General features: G+C 56.6%; 15 protein-coding genes and 2 tRNA genes. 12 read left to right on the plus strand and 5 right to left on the minus strand.

What is annotated here, in order from left to right:
- Positions 1-56: 56 nt before the first annotated feature.
- Together AC0TN7_RS02790 and AC0TN7_RS02795 are read left to right on the plus strand one after the other, a co-directional pair.
- Positions 57-133 (plus strand) — tRNA-Asp (locus tag AC0TN7_RS02790).
- Between the two features lie 52 nt (positions 134-185).
- Positions 186-261 (plus strand) — tRNA-Trp (locus tag AC0TN7_RS02795).
- Positions 262-360: 99 nt separating this feature from the next.
- Here the strand turns inward: AC0TN7_RS02795 and hdfR are convergent.
- Positions 361-1,182, minus strand: a complete 822-nt coding sequence (gene hdfR / locus AC0TN7_RS02800) for an HTH-type transcriptional regulator HdfR (RefSeq protein ID WP_024907953.1) — start codon at positions 1,180-1,182, stop codon at positions 361-363.
- Between the two features lie 118 nt (positions 1,183-1,300).
- Here hdfR and AC0TN7_RS02805 point away from each other — a divergent pair, with 118 nt between their 5' ends.
- Entirely contained in the window at positions 1,301-1,639 is a 339-nt protein-coding gene (locus AC0TN7_RS02805) for a MaoP family protein (RefSeq protein ID WP_008501577.1), read from the plus strand.
- Between the two features lie 29 nt (positions 1,640-1,668).
- Here AC0TN7_RS02805 and AC0TN7_RS02810 read toward each other — a convergent pair whose 3' ends face one another.
- Complete coding sequence (locus AC0TN7_RS02810) at positions 1,669-3,189, minus strand: YifB family Mg chelatase-like AAA ATPase (RefSeq protein WP_473701819.1); 1,521 nt, start codon at positions 3,187-3,189, stop codon at positions 1,669-1,671.
- 341 nt (positions 3,190-3,530) lie between these two features.
- Here AC0TN7_RS02810 and ilvL point away from each other — a divergent pair, with 341 nt between their 5' ends.
- From ilvL to ilvA, 7 genes are all read left to right on the plus strand, one after another.
- A complete protein-coding gene (ilvL, locus tag AC0TN7_RS02815; RefSeq protein ID WP_001311244.1) occupies positions 3,531-3,629 on the plus strand; it encodes an ilv operon leader peptide in 99 nt (32 codons plus the stop codon).
- Between the two features lie 86 nt (positions 3,630-3,715).
- Positions 3,716-3,766: a peptide IlvX gene (gene ilvX, locus AC0TN7_RS02820; RefSeq protein ID WP_166792073.1), complete on the plus strand. Its 51-nt coding sequence runs from the start codon at positions 3,716-3,718 to the stop codon at positions 3,764-3,766.
- A gap of 2 nt (positions 3,767-3,768) precedes the next feature.
- Complete coding sequence (gene ilvG, locus AC0TN7_RS02825) at positions 3,769-5,415, plus strand: acetolactate synthase 2 catalytic subunit (RefSeq protein WP_061716304.1); 1,647 nt, start codon at positions 3,769-3,771, stop codon at positions 5,413-5,415.
- The gene (gene ilvM, locus AC0TN7_RS02830; protein ID WP_024907956.1) at positions 5,412-5,675 is read left to right on the plus strand and encodes an acetolactate synthase 2 small subunit; all 264 of its coding nucleotides are present in this window, start codon (positions 5,412-5,414) and stop codon (positions 5,673-5,675) included. The genes ilvG and ilvM overlap by 4 nt, the downstream gene beginning before the upstream one ends.
- A gap of 18 nt (positions 5,676-5,693) precedes the next feature.
- Entirely contained in the window at positions 5,694-6,623 is a 930-nt protein-coding gene (gene ilvE / locus AC0TN7_RS02835; RefSeq protein ID WP_023309654.1) for a branched-chain-amino-acid transaminase, read from the plus strand.
- 60 nt (positions 6,624-6,683) lie between these two features.
- On the plus strand, positions 6,684-8,534 hold the full coding sequence (gene ilvD, locus AC0TN7_RS02840; protein WP_045909248.1) for a dihydroxy-acid dehydratase: 1,851 nt from the start codon (positions 6,684-6,686) through the stop codon (positions 8,532-8,534).
- Positions 8,535-8,536: 2 nt separating this feature from the next.
- On the plus strand, positions 8,537-10,081 hold the full coding sequence (gene ilvA / locus AC0TN7_RS02845) for a threonine ammonia-lyase, biosynthetic (protein ID WP_024907958.1): 1,545 nt from the start codon (positions 8,537-8,539) through the stop codon (positions 10,079-10,081).
- A 33-nt stretch (positions 10,082-10,114) separates the two neighbouring features.
- Here ilvA and ilvY read toward each other — a convergent pair whose 3' ends face one another.
- Positions 10,115-11,005 carry an HTH-type transcriptional activator IlvY gene (ilvY, locus tag AC0TN7_RS02850; protein ID WP_023333829.1) on the minus strand — a complete coding sequence of 297 codons (891 nt, stop codon included), beginning with the start codon at positions 11,003-11,005 and terminating at the stop codon, positions 10,115-10,117.
- A gap of 152 nt (positions 11,006-11,157) precedes the next feature.
- Between ilvY and ilvC the strand changes: the two genes are divergently transcribed.
- Complete coding sequence (gene ilvC, locus AC0TN7_RS02855) at positions 11,158-12,633, plus strand: ketol-acid reductoisomerase (RefSeq protein ID WP_021242831.1); 1,476 nt, start codon at positions 11,158-11,160, stop codon at positions 12,631-12,633.
- 86 nt (positions 12,634-12,719) lie between these two features.
- Here ilvC and ppiC (AC0TN7_RS02860) read toward each other — a convergent pair whose 3' ends face one another.
- Both ppiC (AC0TN7_RS02860) and ppiC (AC0TN7_RS02865) read right to left on the minus strand, forming a co-directional pair.
- Positions 12,720-13,001, minus strand: a complete 282-nt coding sequence (gene ppiC / locus AC0TN7_RS02860; RefSeq protein WP_008501570.1) for a peptidylprolyl isomerase PpiC — start codon at positions 12,999-13,001, stop codon at positions 12,720-12,722.
- Between the two features lie 50 nt (positions 13,002-13,051).
- Complete coding sequence (gene ppiC / locus AC0TN7_RS02865; protein WP_048989374.1) at positions 13,052-13,333, minus strand: peptidylprolyl isomerase PpiC; 282 nt, start codon at positions 13,331-13,333, stop codon at positions 13,052-13,054.
- 112 nt (positions 13,334-13,445) lie between these two features.
- On the opposite strand from ppiC (AC0TN7_RS02865), the gene rep reads away from it, so the two are divergent.
- A complete protein-coding gene (gene rep / locus AC0TN7_RS02870; protein ID WP_032646096.1) occupies positions 13,446-15,470 on the plus strand; it encodes a DNA helicase Rep in 2,025 nt (674 codons plus the stop codon).
- Positions 15,471-15,499 lie beyond the last annotated feature (29 nt).

Consider the following 15,499-nt stretch of genomic DNA (forward strand, 5'->3'; position numbering starts at 1 on the left):
ATCAAATTAAGTAGTAAGCCGGTGCATAAATCCGGTGGTTACAAGCAGTCTTCGGTGGAGCGGTAGTTCAGTCGGTTAGAATACCTGCCTGTCACGCAGGGGGTCGCGGGTTCGAGTCCCGTCCGTTCCGCCACTTATTAAGACATTAAGCCTGCCTTATCGGCAGGCTTAATGGCAAAAACTTTAGGGGCGTAGCTCAGTTGGTAGAGCACCGGTCTCCAAAACCGGGTGTCGCGAGTTCGAGTCTCTCCGCCCCTGCCATATAGAATCCTTTGCTTCGGCAAAGGATTTTTTTTGCCTGAAACGCTGCAGAAAACGCTCTTCTTAATTTTTCAGCCAGCATTCCTGCTGGCTGATGTATCAATCCATTACATTGATTTTTAACAGATCTTTTATCTGTGATTGCTTATCACTGTTTTGCAGCCAAATCGCATACAGCGGCCTGGTAAGCGTGGTGGAATCCAGCACCGTATGCAGCCCCGCTTTAGTATCTGCCCAGCGCACAGGTAACCAGGTACAACCTCTCAGCAAGGGCAGCTGCTGACAGGCGATCTCTGCAGAGCTGGTCGTTAACTGCGGAACATCATCAGGTGCGATCAATCCCGTCTCATGCTGCTGGAAATCTGGCCCCCATTCCAGGCGCAAATAGGTCAGGTCTGCCTTCATCATTGAAGGTTCAGAGGCATAAAGCGCCAGTCCAAACTGACCCACAATCTGGCTGCTAAATTCGTCCATCTTGGGGGCTTCGGTTGTGATCAGAAGATCAAGCTGGCGCTCATGAAGTTGCTTAACCAGCGACTGCCGTTGCGCAATCCTGGCTTCGAATTGCAGGTGACTGTGTGAATGATAAAGCCGGGTAAGCCACTGACTTAGCATACATTCCCACAGGGAAGCGCTGGCCCCTATCGAGAACTCATTATGCCTCGACGTATGTGCCACCTCTTTGCGTGCCGCCTGCCAGGTATTCATGAGTGTTTCAGCGTACGGCAGCAGTTTCTCGCCGGCAGGCGTTAAGCGAATATTGTTACGATGGCGGGTAAAAAGATTCACACCCAGTTGATTTTCCAGCTGTCGAATACGAAAACTGACTGCTGACTGCGTCAGGTAAAGGGCTTCAGCTGCTCGCCCAAAGTGGCGTGTTCTGCTCACTTCAAGGAAAGTTTTAAGCAATTCCGTATCCACATCTTTCTCCGCAAAATTATTTGTCGTTATGATTTAAATGTTTTGTTTTACACTCTGTCAAGCGTAACTAATACTCCGCGCCATAAATAGCTCGGCCAAAGAATTAGGAGCGTGTAGGATGGCGGAAAGCTTTACGACGACTAATCGTTTTTTCGACAATAAACATTATCCGCGCGGGTTCTCTCGTCACGGCGATTTCACCATCAAAGAAGCTCAACTGCTTGAGCGCCATGGTTATGCCTTTAACGAGCTGGATCTGGGTAAGCGTGAACCTGCAACCGAAGACGAAAAACAGTTTGTTTCTGTTTGCCGTGGTGAGCGTGAGCCGCAGTCTGAAGCGGAACGTGTGTGGATCAAGTACATGGCGCGCATTAAGCGTCCAAAGCGCTTCCATACGCTGTCTGGCGGTAAGCCGCAGATGGAAGGTGCAGAAGACTACACCGAGTCTGATGACTAAGATGATAAGAAGGGGCTACGGCCCCTTTTTTATGCCAGCAACTTCTGCAGATGCAGCAGCAAACGATCGATAGCGCGATAGCTCAGCGCCTCCTGCAAATGTTTCCTCTCAATGTCAGTGCACCCCTCCACGTCAGCAATGGTTCTGGCGACTTTCAACAAACGCTGCCACGCACGTATGGATAGCCCGAACCGCGTCAACGTCTCCTCCAGCCATCCCGCATCCTCAATGTTAAGAGAACAAAACTGCCGGATCCCGGCATTATCCAGCCGCGCATTTAGCCTGTTCTGACGGGCGTACTGCCGCTTCTGGGCTGCAATCACCCGCTCGCGTACCTCTGCTGAGCTTTCACCCGTGATGCCCGTTTGCCTGAGCAGGCCCGGTGGAGGAAGCGGGATTTCGAGAGATAAATCGAAACGGTCGAGGAACGGGCCGGATAACTTACCGAGATAGCGCAATGTCTGCTCTGGCGTACAGCGGTTATGGTTGCCCTGGTAGTGGCCCGTCGGGCTGGGGTTCATCGCGGCGACCAGCTGAAACTGCGCGGGATAGCTTATTTTGGCCCGCGTGCGTGAGATATGTATCTCGCCGGATTCAATGGGCTCCCGCAGTGCATCCAGCACGCGGCGCTCAAACTCCGGCAATTCATCAAGAAACAGAATGCCATTGTGTGCCAGCGAGATCTCACCCGGCCCGGGGATAGACCCACCGCCGACCATTGCCGTCAGTGAGGCGCTATGATGCGGGGATCGAAAAGGGCGACGGCGCCACTGTTTTTGCAACGATGCAGAACTGATGAGGCTGTATATGGCGGCACTTTCCAGCGCTTCATGATTATTGAGCGGTGGAAGCAACCCACTCAATCTGCTCGCCAACATGGTTTTACCCGTACCCGGCGGACCAATTAACAGAAGATTGTGTCCCCCTGCAGCCGTAATCTCCAGCGCCCGTTTCCCTTGCTCCTGCCCCATAATCTCGCTGAGATCCTCTGGAGCATCCGCTATAACATCATTACACTCCTCCGGCTCGGACAGTTCATGCCGCCCTTCCAGCCATGCACAAACTTCCTGTAAATGCCCCGCGATGAGGCATCCTTTTTCCGCGATAAGACTCACTTCTGATGCGTTTTCATTGGCGACAATGATTTGCCGCCCTGCACGTATGGCTTCCAGCGCTCCCGATATCGCCCCGGGAACGCCTCTTAACGCGCCTGTAAGCGCGAGTTCGCCAACGAACTCATACGAGCCTAGCCGTGTCGTATTAAGCTGCTCAGAAGCCGCGAGAAGGGCAATTGCGATAGGTAAATCGTATCGTCCCCCCTCTTTAGGCAGATCGGCAGGAGCAAGGTTGATGGTGATCTTCTTCGCGGGGAAGGCATAACCGCTATTTATTATTGCGCTGCGGACGCGATCCCTGGCCTCTTTAACCGTCGTTTCAGGTAACCCGACAAGCGTGAGTCCGGGTAGCCCATTACTCAAATGAACCTCGACGGAAACAAGCGGTGCCTTTACCCCGAGAGCCGCACGCGTATAAACAACTGACAGTGACATTTGCACTACCTCCTGGTGTGACTATGTCAGTGCTCGTTATATTTGTTTAGCGCCATTTCGTGAATTTACGCCGCTTGTTCAGGGATTTTAATGGTGCATTACAACAATCTCATAATCGTGGAAACCTCCTCGCAGAACGTAAAAAATCCTGTTTTGACGGTTAGCGCCACAGTAAAAAAATGAAAAATATTCATTTTCTAATTTCCGTATATAAAACAACGCTTTTAAGAAATATGATTCGCGGACTAACCAAATCCGTCATAAATAAATCTTGTGTTTGATTTAAAAACTGTGATAACTCTTTAGGTATTCCTTCGAACAAGATGCAAAAAGAACTGAAAATGACAGCCCTTCTACGAGTGATTAGCCTGGTCGTGATTAGCGTGGTGGTGATTATTATCCCACCGTGCGGGGCTGCACTTGGACGAGGAAAGGCTTAGAAATCAAGCCTTAACGAACTAAGACCCCCGCACCGAAAGGTCCGGGGGTTTTTTTATGACTAAAAAACGCAAATGAGGAGCAGAGCATGACGACTAGCACAAAATTCTGTTTCTCCCGATTTATGACGGGGAACTAACTATGAATGGGGCACAGTGGGTAGTACATGCGTTGCGCGCGCAGGGAGTCGAGACAGTATTCGGTTATCCGGGTGGCGCAATTATGCCGATTTACGATGCACTGTATGACGGCGGCGTGGAACATCTCTTGTGCCGACACGAGCAGGGCGCAGCGATGGCAGCCATCGGCTATGCCCGCGCGACAGGTAAAACGGGCGTGTGTATGGCGACGTCAGGCCCGGGCGCAACTAACCTGATCACCGGCCTGGCTGACGCGCTGTTGGATTCCGTTCCCGTTGTCGCCATCACCGGGCAGGTGGCGTCTCCGTTCATCGGTACCGACGCTTTCCAGGAAGTCGACGTCCTCGGTTTATCGCTGGCCTGCACCAAACACAGCTTCCTCGTCCAGTCTCTGGAAGAGCTGCCGCGCGTAATGGCAGAAGCGTTCGAAGTGGCAAACTCAGGCCGTCCTGGTCCGGTTCTGGTCGATATCCCGAAAGATATCCAGGTGGCATTCGGCGATTTGGAACCGCACTTCTCAACCGTTGAAAGCGACAATGCGTTTCCGGATGCGGAAGTTGAAGAGGCTCGCCAGATGCTGGCGCAGGCGAAACAGCCGATGCTGTACGTCGGCGGTGGCGTCGGCATGGCGCAGGCCGTTCCAGCCCTGCGCGAATTTATCGCAACAACGCAGATGCCAGCGACCTGCACGCTGAAAGGTCTCGGTGCTGTCGACGCGGATTACCCATACTATCTGGGCATGCTGGGGATGCACGGCACCAAAGCGGCAAACCTGGCGGTGCAGGCGTGCGATCTGCTCATCGCCGTAGGTGCCCGTTTTGACGACCGCGTCACCGGCAAGCTGAATACCTTTGCGCCGAACGCCAAAGTGATCCATATGGATATCGACCCGGCGGAGATGAACAAGCTGCGTCAGGCGCACGTTGCCCTCCAGGGCGATCTCAACGCACTGTTACCGGCATTGCAGCAGCCGCTGGATATCAATGCATGGCGTCAGCACACCGCAGACATGCGCGCCGAGCACGCCTGGCGTTACGACCACCCCGGCGAGGCCATCTACGCGCCGCTGCTGTTGAAGCAGTTGTCCGACCGTAAACCGGCTGACAGCGTCGTCACCACCGACGTAGGCCAGCACCAGATGTGGTCCGCGCAGCACATGACCTACACCCGCCCGGAAAACTTCATCACCTCCAGCGGGTTAGGGACGATGGGCTTCGGTCTGCCAGCCGCCGTTGGCGCACAGGTTGCCCGCCCGAACGATACCGTTATCTGTATCTCCGGTGACGGCTCCTTCATGATGAACGTTCAGGAGCTCGGCACCGTTAAGCGCAAGCAGTTGCCGCTGAAAATCGTCTTGCTCGACAACCAGCGTTTAGGAATGGTTCGCCAGTGGCAACAGCTGTTCTTCCAGGAGCGCTACAGCGAAACGACGCTCACCGATAACCCCGATTTCCTCACCCTGGCCAGCGCCTTTGGCATCCCTGGTCAGCACATCACCCGTAAAGATCAGGTTGAAGCGGCGCTCGACACCATGCTGAACAGCGATGGGCCTTACCTGCTTCATGTCTCAATCGATGAACTCGAGAATGTCTGGCCGCTGGTACCGCCTGGTGCCAGTAACTCACAAATGATGGAGAAATTATCATGATGCAGCATCAGGTCGCCGTACAGGCTCGCTTCAACCCGGAAACCTTAGAACGCGTTTTGCGCGTGGTGCGTCATCGTGGTTTTCAGATTTGCTCTATGAATATGGAGACGGCCACTGATGCCCGGAATATCAGTATCGAATTAACCGTTGCCAGCCCGCGGTCGGTCGACTTACTGTTTAGTCAGTTATCAAAGCTGGTAGACGTTGCCCATGTTGCCATCTGCCAGAGCACAACCACATCACAACAAATCCGCGCTTAAGCGTGACAGGACGAAAAAATGACGACAAAAAAAGCTGATTACATTTGGTTCAACGGTGAGATGGTTCGCTGGGAGGACGCGAAGGTCCATGTGATGTCCCACGCGCTGCATTACGGTACCTCCGTGTTTGAAGGCATCCGCTGCTACGATTCTCACAAAGGGCCAGTGGTGTTCCGCCATCGCGAACACATGCAGCGTCTGCATGACTCAGCCAAAATTTATCGTTTCCCGGTTTCCCAGAGCGTTGATGAGCTGATGGAAGCCTGCCGCGACGTGATCCGTAAGAACAACCTGACCAGCGCCTATATTCGTCCGCTGGTCTTCGTGGGCGACGTCGGTATGGGCGTGAACCCCCCAGCTGGCTATACAACGGATGTGATCATTGCCGCGTTCCCATGGGGTGCCTACCTGGGGGCAGAAGCCCTGGAGCAGGGGATCGACGCAATGGTCTCTTCCTGGAACCGCGTTGCGCCAAACACCATCCCGACCGCCGCGAAAGCTGGCGGTAACTACCTCTCTTCACTGCTGGTCGGTAGCGAAGCGCGCCGTCACGGCTATCAGGAAGGTATCGCCCTGGACGTAAACGGCTACATCTCAGAAGGTGCGGGTGAAAACCTGTTTGAAGTGAAAGACGGCATCCTGTTCACGCCGCCGTTCACCTCGTCCGCGCTGCCGGGCATCACCCGTGATGCCATCATCAAGCTGGCGAAAGATCTGGGTATCGAAGTGCGCGAGCAGGTGCTGTCCCGCGAATCCCTGTATCTGGCCGATGAAGTCTTTATGTCCGGTACCGCGGCTGAAATCACGCCGGTGCGCAGCGTAGACGGTATCCAGGTGGGCGAAGGCCGCTGTGGCCCGGTCACCAAACGCATTCAGCAAGCGTTCTTTGGCCTCTTCACCGGCGAAACAGAAGATAAATACGGCTGGTTGGATCAGGTTAATCACTAAGTATAAATTTGGGACGGCACGCACCGTCCCATTACATAGTCAGACGGGAGTAAATAAAGCATGCCTAAGTATCGTTCAGCCACCACCACCCATGGCCGTAACATGGCGGGTGCCCGCGCACTGTGGCGCGCCACCGGAATGACCGACGCCGATTTCGGTAAGCCGATTATCGCCGTGGTGAACTCCTTCACCCAGTTCGTTCCGGGCCACGTGCACCTGCGCGATCTGGGTAAGCTGGTTGCCGAGCAAATCGAGGCCTCCGGCGGCGTGGCGAAAGAGTTCAACACCATTGCGGTGGATGACGGTATCGCGATGGGGCACGGGGGCATGCTCTATTCACTGCCGTCGCGCGAGCTGATCGCCGACTCGGTGGAGTACATGGTTAACGCCCACTGCGCCGATGCAATGGTCTGTATCTCCAACTGCGACAAAATCACCCCGGGGATGCTGATGGCCTCCCTGCGCCTGAATATTCCGGTGATCTTCGTCTCCGGTGGCCCAATGGAAGCGGGGAAAACCAAGCTCTCCGACAAAATCATCAAGCTCGACCTGGTTGATGCGATGATCCAGGGCGCGGACCCGAAAGTCTCTGACGAGCAGAGCGATCAGGTTGAGCGCTCCGCGTGCCCGACCTGCGGCTCCTGTTCCGGGATGTTCACGGCGAACTCCATGAACTGCCTGACCGAAGCGCTGGGTCTTTCTCAGCCGGGCAACGGCTCGCTGCTGGCGACCCACGCCGACCGTAAGCAGCTGTTCCTCAATGCCGGTAAACGTATCGTTGAGCTGACCAAACGCTACTACGAGCAGGACGACGCCAGCGCGCTGCCGCGCAGCATCGCCAGCAAAGCGGCGTTCGAGAACGCCATGACCCTGGATATCGCCATGGGCGGTTCCACCAACACCGTTCTGCACCTGCTGGCCGCCGCGCAGGAAGCTGAAATCGACTTCACCATGAGCGACATCGACAAGCTGTCCCGTAAAGTGCCGCAGCTGTGTAAGGTCGCGCCGAGTACGCAGAAGTACCACATGGAAGACGTGCACCGTGCCGGTGGCGTCATCGGTATCCTCGGCGAGCTGGATCGCGCCGGGCTGCTGAACCGAGACGTGAAAAACGTCCTCGGCCTGACGTTGCCGGAATCGCTGGACCAGTACGACGTGATGCTGACCAAAGACGACGCGGTGAAAAAAATGTTCCGCGCGGGTCCTGCCGGTATTCGCACCACCCAGGCATTCTCGCAGGACTGTCGCTGGGATACCCTGGACGATGACCGCGCCGAAGGCTGTATCCGCTCGCTGGAACACGCCTACAGCAAGGACGGCGGCCTGGCCGTGCTGTACGGTAACTTTGCGGAAAACGGCTGCATCGTGAAGACCGCTGGCGTGGACGACAGCATCCTGAAATTCACCGGCCCGGCGAAAGTGTACGAAAGCCAGGATGAAGCGGTAGACGCCATCCTCGGCGGCAAAGTGGTGGAAGGCGACGTGGTTGTCATCCGTTATGAAGGGCCGAAAGGCGGCCCGGGCATGCAGGAGATGCTCTACCCAACCACCTTCCTGAAATCGATGGGCCTCGGTAAAGCCTGCGCGCTGATCACCGACGGACGTTTCTCCGGCGGCACCTCCGGCCTCTCTATCGGTCACGTTTCGCCGGAAGCGGCAAGCGGCGGCAACATCGCCATCATCGAAGACGGCGACCTGATCGAAATCGACATTCCGAATCGCGGCATTCAGCTCAAGCTGAGCGACCAGGAAATTGCGGCCCGTCGTGAAGCGCAGGAAGCCCGCGGCGACAAAGCCTGGACGCCGAAAGACCGCCAGCGCGAAGTCTCCTTCGCCCTGCGCGCCTACGCGAGCCTTGCCACCAGTGCAGATAAAGGCGCGGTGCGCGATAAATCTAAACTTGGGGGCTAATGATGGCCGAGTCGCAACCCTTATCCGCCGCCCCCGAGGGGGCGGAATACCTCAGAGCGGTGCTGCGCGCGCCGGTCTATGAAGCCGTGCAGGTCACACCCCTGCAGAAAATGGAAAAACTCTCTTCGCGCCTCGACAACGTGATCCTGGTCAAGCGCGAAGACCGTCAGCCGGTGCACAGCTTCAAGCTGCGCGGCGCCTACGCGATGATGGCCGGGCTGACCGACGAGCAGAAAGCGCGCGGCGTGATTACCGCCTCAGCGGGCAACCACGCGCAGGGTGTAGCTTTCTCTTCGGCCCGTTTAGGTCTGAAAGCGCTGATCGTGATGCCGGTCGCTACCGCCGACATCAAAGTCGATGCGGTACGCGGTTTCGGCGGCGAAGTGCTGCTCCACGGCGCCAACTTTGACGAAGCGAAAGCCAAAGCGATCGAGCTGGCGCAGCAGCAGGGGTTCACCTGGGTGCCGCCGTTCGACCATCCGATGGTTATTGCCGGGCAGGGGACGCTGGCGCTTGAACTGCTGCAGCAGGATGCCCATCTCGATCGCGTGTTTGTGCCGGTCGGCGGCGGCGGCCTGGCCGCGGGCGTGGCGGTGCTGATCAAACAGCTGATGCCGCAGATCAAAGTCATCGCCGTTGAAGCGGAAGACTCTGCCTGCCTGAAAGCGGCGCTGGATGCGGGTCACCCGGTAGATCTGCCGCGCGTCGGGCTGTTTGCCGAGGGCGTGGCGGTGAAGCGCATTGGGGATGAAACCTTCCGCCTGTGCCAGGAATATCTCGACGATATCGTCACGGTGGATAGCGATGCCATCTGCGCGGCGATGAAAGATCTGTTCGAGGATGTGCGCGCGGTGGCGGAACCTTCCGGCGCGCTGGCGCTGGCGGGGATGAAAAAATACATCGCGCAGCACAACATTCGCGGCGAGCGGCTGGCGCACGTGCTGTCTGGTGCCAACGTGAACTTCCACGGTCTGCGCTACGTTTCCGAGCGCTGCGAGCTGGGCGAACAGCGTGAAGCGCTGCTGGCGGTGACCATCCCGGAAGAGAAGGGCAGCTTCCTGAAGTTCTGTCAGCTGCTGGGTGGTCGTTCGGTGACGGAGTTTAACTACCGTTTTGCCGATGCCAAAGACGCCTGTATTTTTGTCGGCGTGCGTCTGAGCCGTGGCGTGGAGGAGCGCAAAGAGATCCTCAACCTGCTGCATGAGGGCGGCTATAGCGTGGTCGATCTCTCTGACGACGAGATGGCGAAGCTGCACGTGCGCTACATGGTCGGCGGGCGTCCATCGAAGCCGCTCAGGGAACGTCTGTTCAGCTTCGAGTTCCCGGAATCGCCGGGCGCGCTGCTCAAGTTCCTTCACACGCTGGGCACGCACTGGAACATCTCTCTGTTCCACTACCGCAGCCACGGCACCGACTACGGGCGCGTGCTGGCGGCGTTTGAACTGGGCGAGCACGAGCCGGATTTCGAAACGCGGCTGAACGAGCTGGGCTATGAGTGTCACGACGAAACCCATAACCCGGCCTTCCGCTTCTTCCTCGCGGGCTAAGGGCTGGCCGGGCAAGCGCAGCGCCACCCGGCTTTAGTGGTTCGGCAATATCGTCCAGAACGCATCAATAAGCGGCTCATGCAGCCGCTTTTTTTGTGCGCACACGCCAAGCTCAAACGGCGTCTTCTCGTCGCTGCGCTCCAGAATCATTACGCGATTGCGCACCGGTTCCGGGCTATTTTCCAGCACCACTTCCGGCAGCAGCGCCACGCCGCAGCCCAGCGCCACCATCGACACCATCGCTTCATGGCCGCTGACCGTGGCGTAAATCGACGGGTTGCTGATTTTCTGACGGCGGAACCACAGCTCAATGCGGCGGCGCACAGGCCCCTGATCGGCCATGATAAACGGCACCGTGGACCAGTCCGGTTTTTCCACCGACACCTGATTACGCACCGGGCAGGGCAGCGCGGGGGCAATCAGCACCACCGCCAGATTCTCCAGCATTGAGAACGCTACCGCGCCCGGCAGGGTTTCCGGCTTCCCGGCAATGGCGAGATCCGCTTCGCCCGTCACCACTTTCTCCATTGCGTCGGAGGCGTCGCCGGTGGTGAGTTTAATTTCAACCGACGGATGCGCCGCGCGGAAGCGGTCGAGAATGGGCGGCAGATGGCTATAGGCGGCGGTCACGGAGCAGAAAATATGCAGCTCACCGGAAAGTGACGGCCCCTGCTGGTCAATCGAGTGACGCAGCTGCTGGTACTGCAACAGCGTCTGCTGGGCAAAAATGCGCAACTCTTCGCCCGCTTCCGTGAGGGTGACGGTGCGGTTGTCGCGCACGAACAGCGGCTGGCCGAGGTCTTCCTCAAGGCGCTGGATCTGGCGCGAAAGCGTGGAGGGGCTAACGTGCATCGCCCGGGCGCTGCGGCCAAAGTGACGGCTTTCCGCCAGGTGCAGGAACATTTTCAGATCGCGTAAATCCACTGATTCCACTCCCTCTTTTTATATTGCAAAAATTGCAACGTGACGTTGTGAATATATCAATTTCCGCAATAAATTTCCTGTTGTAATGTGGGTACATTCTCGCTGAAACGCGAACCGAACAATAAGACACACAACATCACGAGGTATCACCCATGGCTAACTACTTTAATACACTGAACTTGCGCCAGCAGCTGGCGCAGCTGGGCAAATGCCGCTTCATGGCGCGCGACGAATTTGCCGATGGCGCGAGCTACCTTCAGGGTAAAAAAGTGGTCATCGTCGGCTGTGGCGCACAGGGTCTGAACCAGGGCCTGAACATGCGTGACTCCGGTCTGGATATCTCCTACGCCCTGCGTAAAGAAGCGATTGCCGAGAAGCGTGCTTCCTGGCGTAAAGCGACCGAAAACGGCTTCAAAGTGGGTACCTACGAAGAGCTGATCCCGCAGGCGGATCTGGTGGTTAACCTGACCCCGGACAAACAGCACTCAGACGTTGTGCGTTCCGTACAGCCGCTGATGAAAGACGGTGCCGCGCTGGGTTACTCCCACGGCTTCAACATCGTTGAAGTGGGCGAGCAGATCCGTAAAGACATCACCGTAGTGATGGTGGCACCGAAGTGTCCGGGTACGGAAGTACGCGAAGAGTACAAACGTGGCTTCGGCGTGCCGACGCTTATCGCAGTTCACCCGGAAAACGATCCGAAAGGCGAAGGCATGGCGATTGCCAAAGCATGGGCAGCGGCGACCGGCGGCCACCGTGCGGGCGTTCTGGAATCGTCCTTCGTTGCCGAAGTGAAATCTGACTTGATGGGCGAGCAGACCATTCTGTGCGGCATGCTGCAGGCCGGTTCTCTGCTGTGCTTCGACAAGCTGGTGGAAGAAGGTACTGACCCGGCCTACGCTGAAAAACTGATTCAGTTCGGCTGGGAAACCATCACCGAAGCGCTGAAGCAGGGTGGTATTACGCTGATGATGGACCGTCTGTCCAACCCGGCAAAACTGCGTGCTTACGCGCTGTCTGAACAGCTGAAAACCATCATGGCGCCGTTGTTCCAGAAACACATGGACGACATCATCTCCGGTGAGTTCTCTTCCGGTATGATGGCGGACTGGGCGAACGACGATAAGAAACTGCTGACCTGGCGTGAAGAGACCGGTAAGACCGCGTTCGAAACCGCGCCGCAGTATGAAGGTAAAATCGGCGAGCAGGAGTACTTCGATAAAGGCGTCCTGATGATCGCGATGGTGAAAGCAGGCGTTGAGCTGGCGTTCGAAACCATGGTCGATTCCGGCATCATCGAAGAGTCTGCGTACTACGAATCACTGCACGAACTGCCGCTGATTGCGAACACCATCGCCCGTAAGCGTCTGTACGAAATGAACGTGGTGATCTCTGATACCGCAGAATACGGTAACTACCTGTTCTCTTACGCCTGCGTACCGCTGCTGAAAGAGTTTATGACCACTCTGCAGACGGGCGATCTGGGCAAAGCGATTGCGGAAGGTGCCGTGGATAACGCGCAACTGCGCGATGTGAACGAAGCGATTCGCAGCCATCAGATCGAGAAAGTGGGTCACAAACTGCGTGGCTACATGACCGATATGAAGCGTATCGCGGTAGCGGGCTAACAATCTTGTCGGGTGGCGCTTCGCTTACCCGACCTACAAAACCGTAAGATGTAGGCCGGGTAAGGCGCAGCCGCCACCCGGCTTTTTTATTTGCGATACAGCACTTTAATCACGTGGTAGCCGAACTGAGTGTGCAGCGGGCCGGTTGGCTCCAGCACCGGGCAGGAGAAGACCACTTTATCGAACGCCGGTACCATCTGACCCTGGCGGAATTCACCCAGATCGCCGCCGCGTTTGCCTGACGGACAGATAGAGTGCTTCTTCGCCAGTTTGCCGAAGTCGGCGCCGTTTTTGATCTGCTCCAGAAGATCCAGAGCCAGTTTCTCTTCTTTAACAAGAATATGCAGTGCTGCTGCTGTTTTTGCCATGATCGTGCCTTGAATGGGTTGAGATAAATCGGGGCGCAATATACCACGCGTCAGCGGCGATAAAGCACCTTAATGATATGGTAGCCAAATTTGGTTTTTACCGGGCCGTAGGGCTTCAGAAGCGGGCAGCTAAAGACCGCCTGATCGAACGGGCCGACCATTGCACCTTGTTGAAACTCCCCAAGATCACCGCCATTGCGCCCGGACGGGCATTTAGAGTAACGCTTCGCCAGATGATCAAAGCTGATGCCGCGCTCCAGCCTGGCCAGGATCTCCTGAGCCAGTTTCTCTTCTTTTACCAGAATATGCAGGGCTGCTGCGGTCTTTTTCATGGTTCTGCTCTATGGGTTAAACGCGATTTCTCCACTTTATCATTAGCCGGTAAATCTGCGCCCGGCTTTCTGCTACAATCCACACCCCGTTCGAAGATTGAGCAATACTCCCATGCGTTTAAACCCTGGACAACAACAAGCGGTCGAATTCGTTACTGGACCATGCCTGGTGCTGGCAGGGGCCGGTTCGGGTAAAACCCGCGTGATCACCAACAAAATCGCCCATCTGATCCACAACTGTGGGTATCAGGCGCGACACATTGCGGCGGTCACCTTTACCAATAAAGCGGCGCGCGAGATGAAAGAGCGTGTCGGTCAGACGCTGGGCCGTAAAGAGGCGCGCGGCCTGATGATCTCCACCTTCCACACGCTGGGGCTGGATATCATCAAACGCGAGTATGCGGCGCTGGGCATGAAGTCCAACTTCTCCCTCTTTGATGACACCGATCAGGTGGCGCTGCTCAAAGAGCTCACCGAGGGGCTGATCGAAGATGATAAAGTGCTGTTGCAGCAGCTGATCTCGACGATCTCGAACTGGAAAAACGATCTGATGACGCCGGCCCAGGCCGCGGCGATCGCCAAAGGCGAACGGGATCGCATCTTCGCCCACTGCTACGGTCTGTACGATGCACATATGAAAGCGTGCAACGTGCTGGACTTCGACGACCTGATCCTGCTGCCGACGCTGCTGCTGCAGCGTAATGAAGAGGTGCGCGAGCGCTGGCAGAACAAAATCCGTTACCTGCTGGTGGATGAGTATCAGGACACCAACACCAGCCAGTACGAGCTGGTGAAGCTGCTGGTGGGGCAGCGCGCGCGTTTTACCGTGGTAGGCGACGACGACCAGTCAATTTACTCCTGGCGCGGCGCGCGCCCGCAAAACCTGGTGCTGCTGAGCAAAGATTTCCCGGCGCTGCAGGTGATTAAGCTGGAACAGAACTATCGCTCCTCCGGGCGTATCCTGAAAGCAGCTAACATCCTGATTGCCAATAACCCGCACGTGTTTGAGAAGCGTCTCTTCTCCGAACTGGGTTACGGTACGGAGCTGAAAGTGCTCAGCGCCAACAATGAGGATCATGAAGCGGAGCGCGTGACGGGTGAACTCATCGCCCACCACTTCGTCAACAAAACCGAATATAAGGATTACGCGATCCTCTATCGCGGCAATCACCAGTCGCGCGTCTTTGAAAAGATGCTGATGCAGAACCGCATTCCGTACAAAATCTCGGGCGGCACGTCGTTCTTCTCACGACCAGAAATCAAAGATCTGCTGGCCTATCTACGCGTGCTCACTAACCCGGATGACGACAGCGCGTTTCTGCGCATCGTGAATACGCCAAAACGCGAGATTGGCCCGGCGACGCTGCAAAAGCTCGGCGAGTGGGCGATGACCCGCAACAAAAGTATGTTTACCGCCAGCTTCGACATGGGGCTGAGCCAGACGTTAACCGGACGCGGGTATGACTCGTTAACCCGCTTCACCCACTGGCTCGGCGAAGTGCAGCGTCTCGCGGAGCGCGAGCCGGTGGCGGCAGTGCGCGATCTCATTCACGGCATCGACTATGAGTCCTGGCTGTATGAAACCTCAGCCAGCCCGAAAGCGGCTGAGATGCGCATGAAAAACGTTAACCAGCTCTTCAGCTGGATGACCGAAATGCTGGAAGGCTCTGAAATCGACGAGCCGATGACGCTGACGCAGGTGGTCACTCGCTTTACCCTGCGCGACATGATGGAGCGCGGCGAGAGCGAAGAAGAGGCCGATCAGGTTCAGCTGATGACGCTGCATGCGTCAAAAGGTCTGGAGTTCCCGTATGTCTATCTGGTCGGTATGGAAGAGGGGTTGTTACCGCATCAGAGCAGCATTGATGAAGACAACGTCGACGAGGAACGCCGTCTGGCCTACGTGGGGATCACCCGCGCGCAGAAAGAGCTGACGTTCACGCTGTGTAAAGAGCGCCGTCAGTATGGCGAACTCGTCCGCCCTGAGCCGAGTCGTTTCCTTCTGGAGCTGCCGCAGGATGACGTGATCTGGGAACAGGAGCGCAAAGTGATTACCGCAGAAGAGCGGATGCACAAGGGGCAGGCTAACGTGGCAAACATCCGCGCCATGCTGGCAAAAGCCAAAGAGAAAGGATAATGATGAGTAGGCCGGGTAAGGCGAAGCCG

The sequence above is a fragment of the Enterobacter sp. PL_is511 genome (assembly GCF_055816065.1).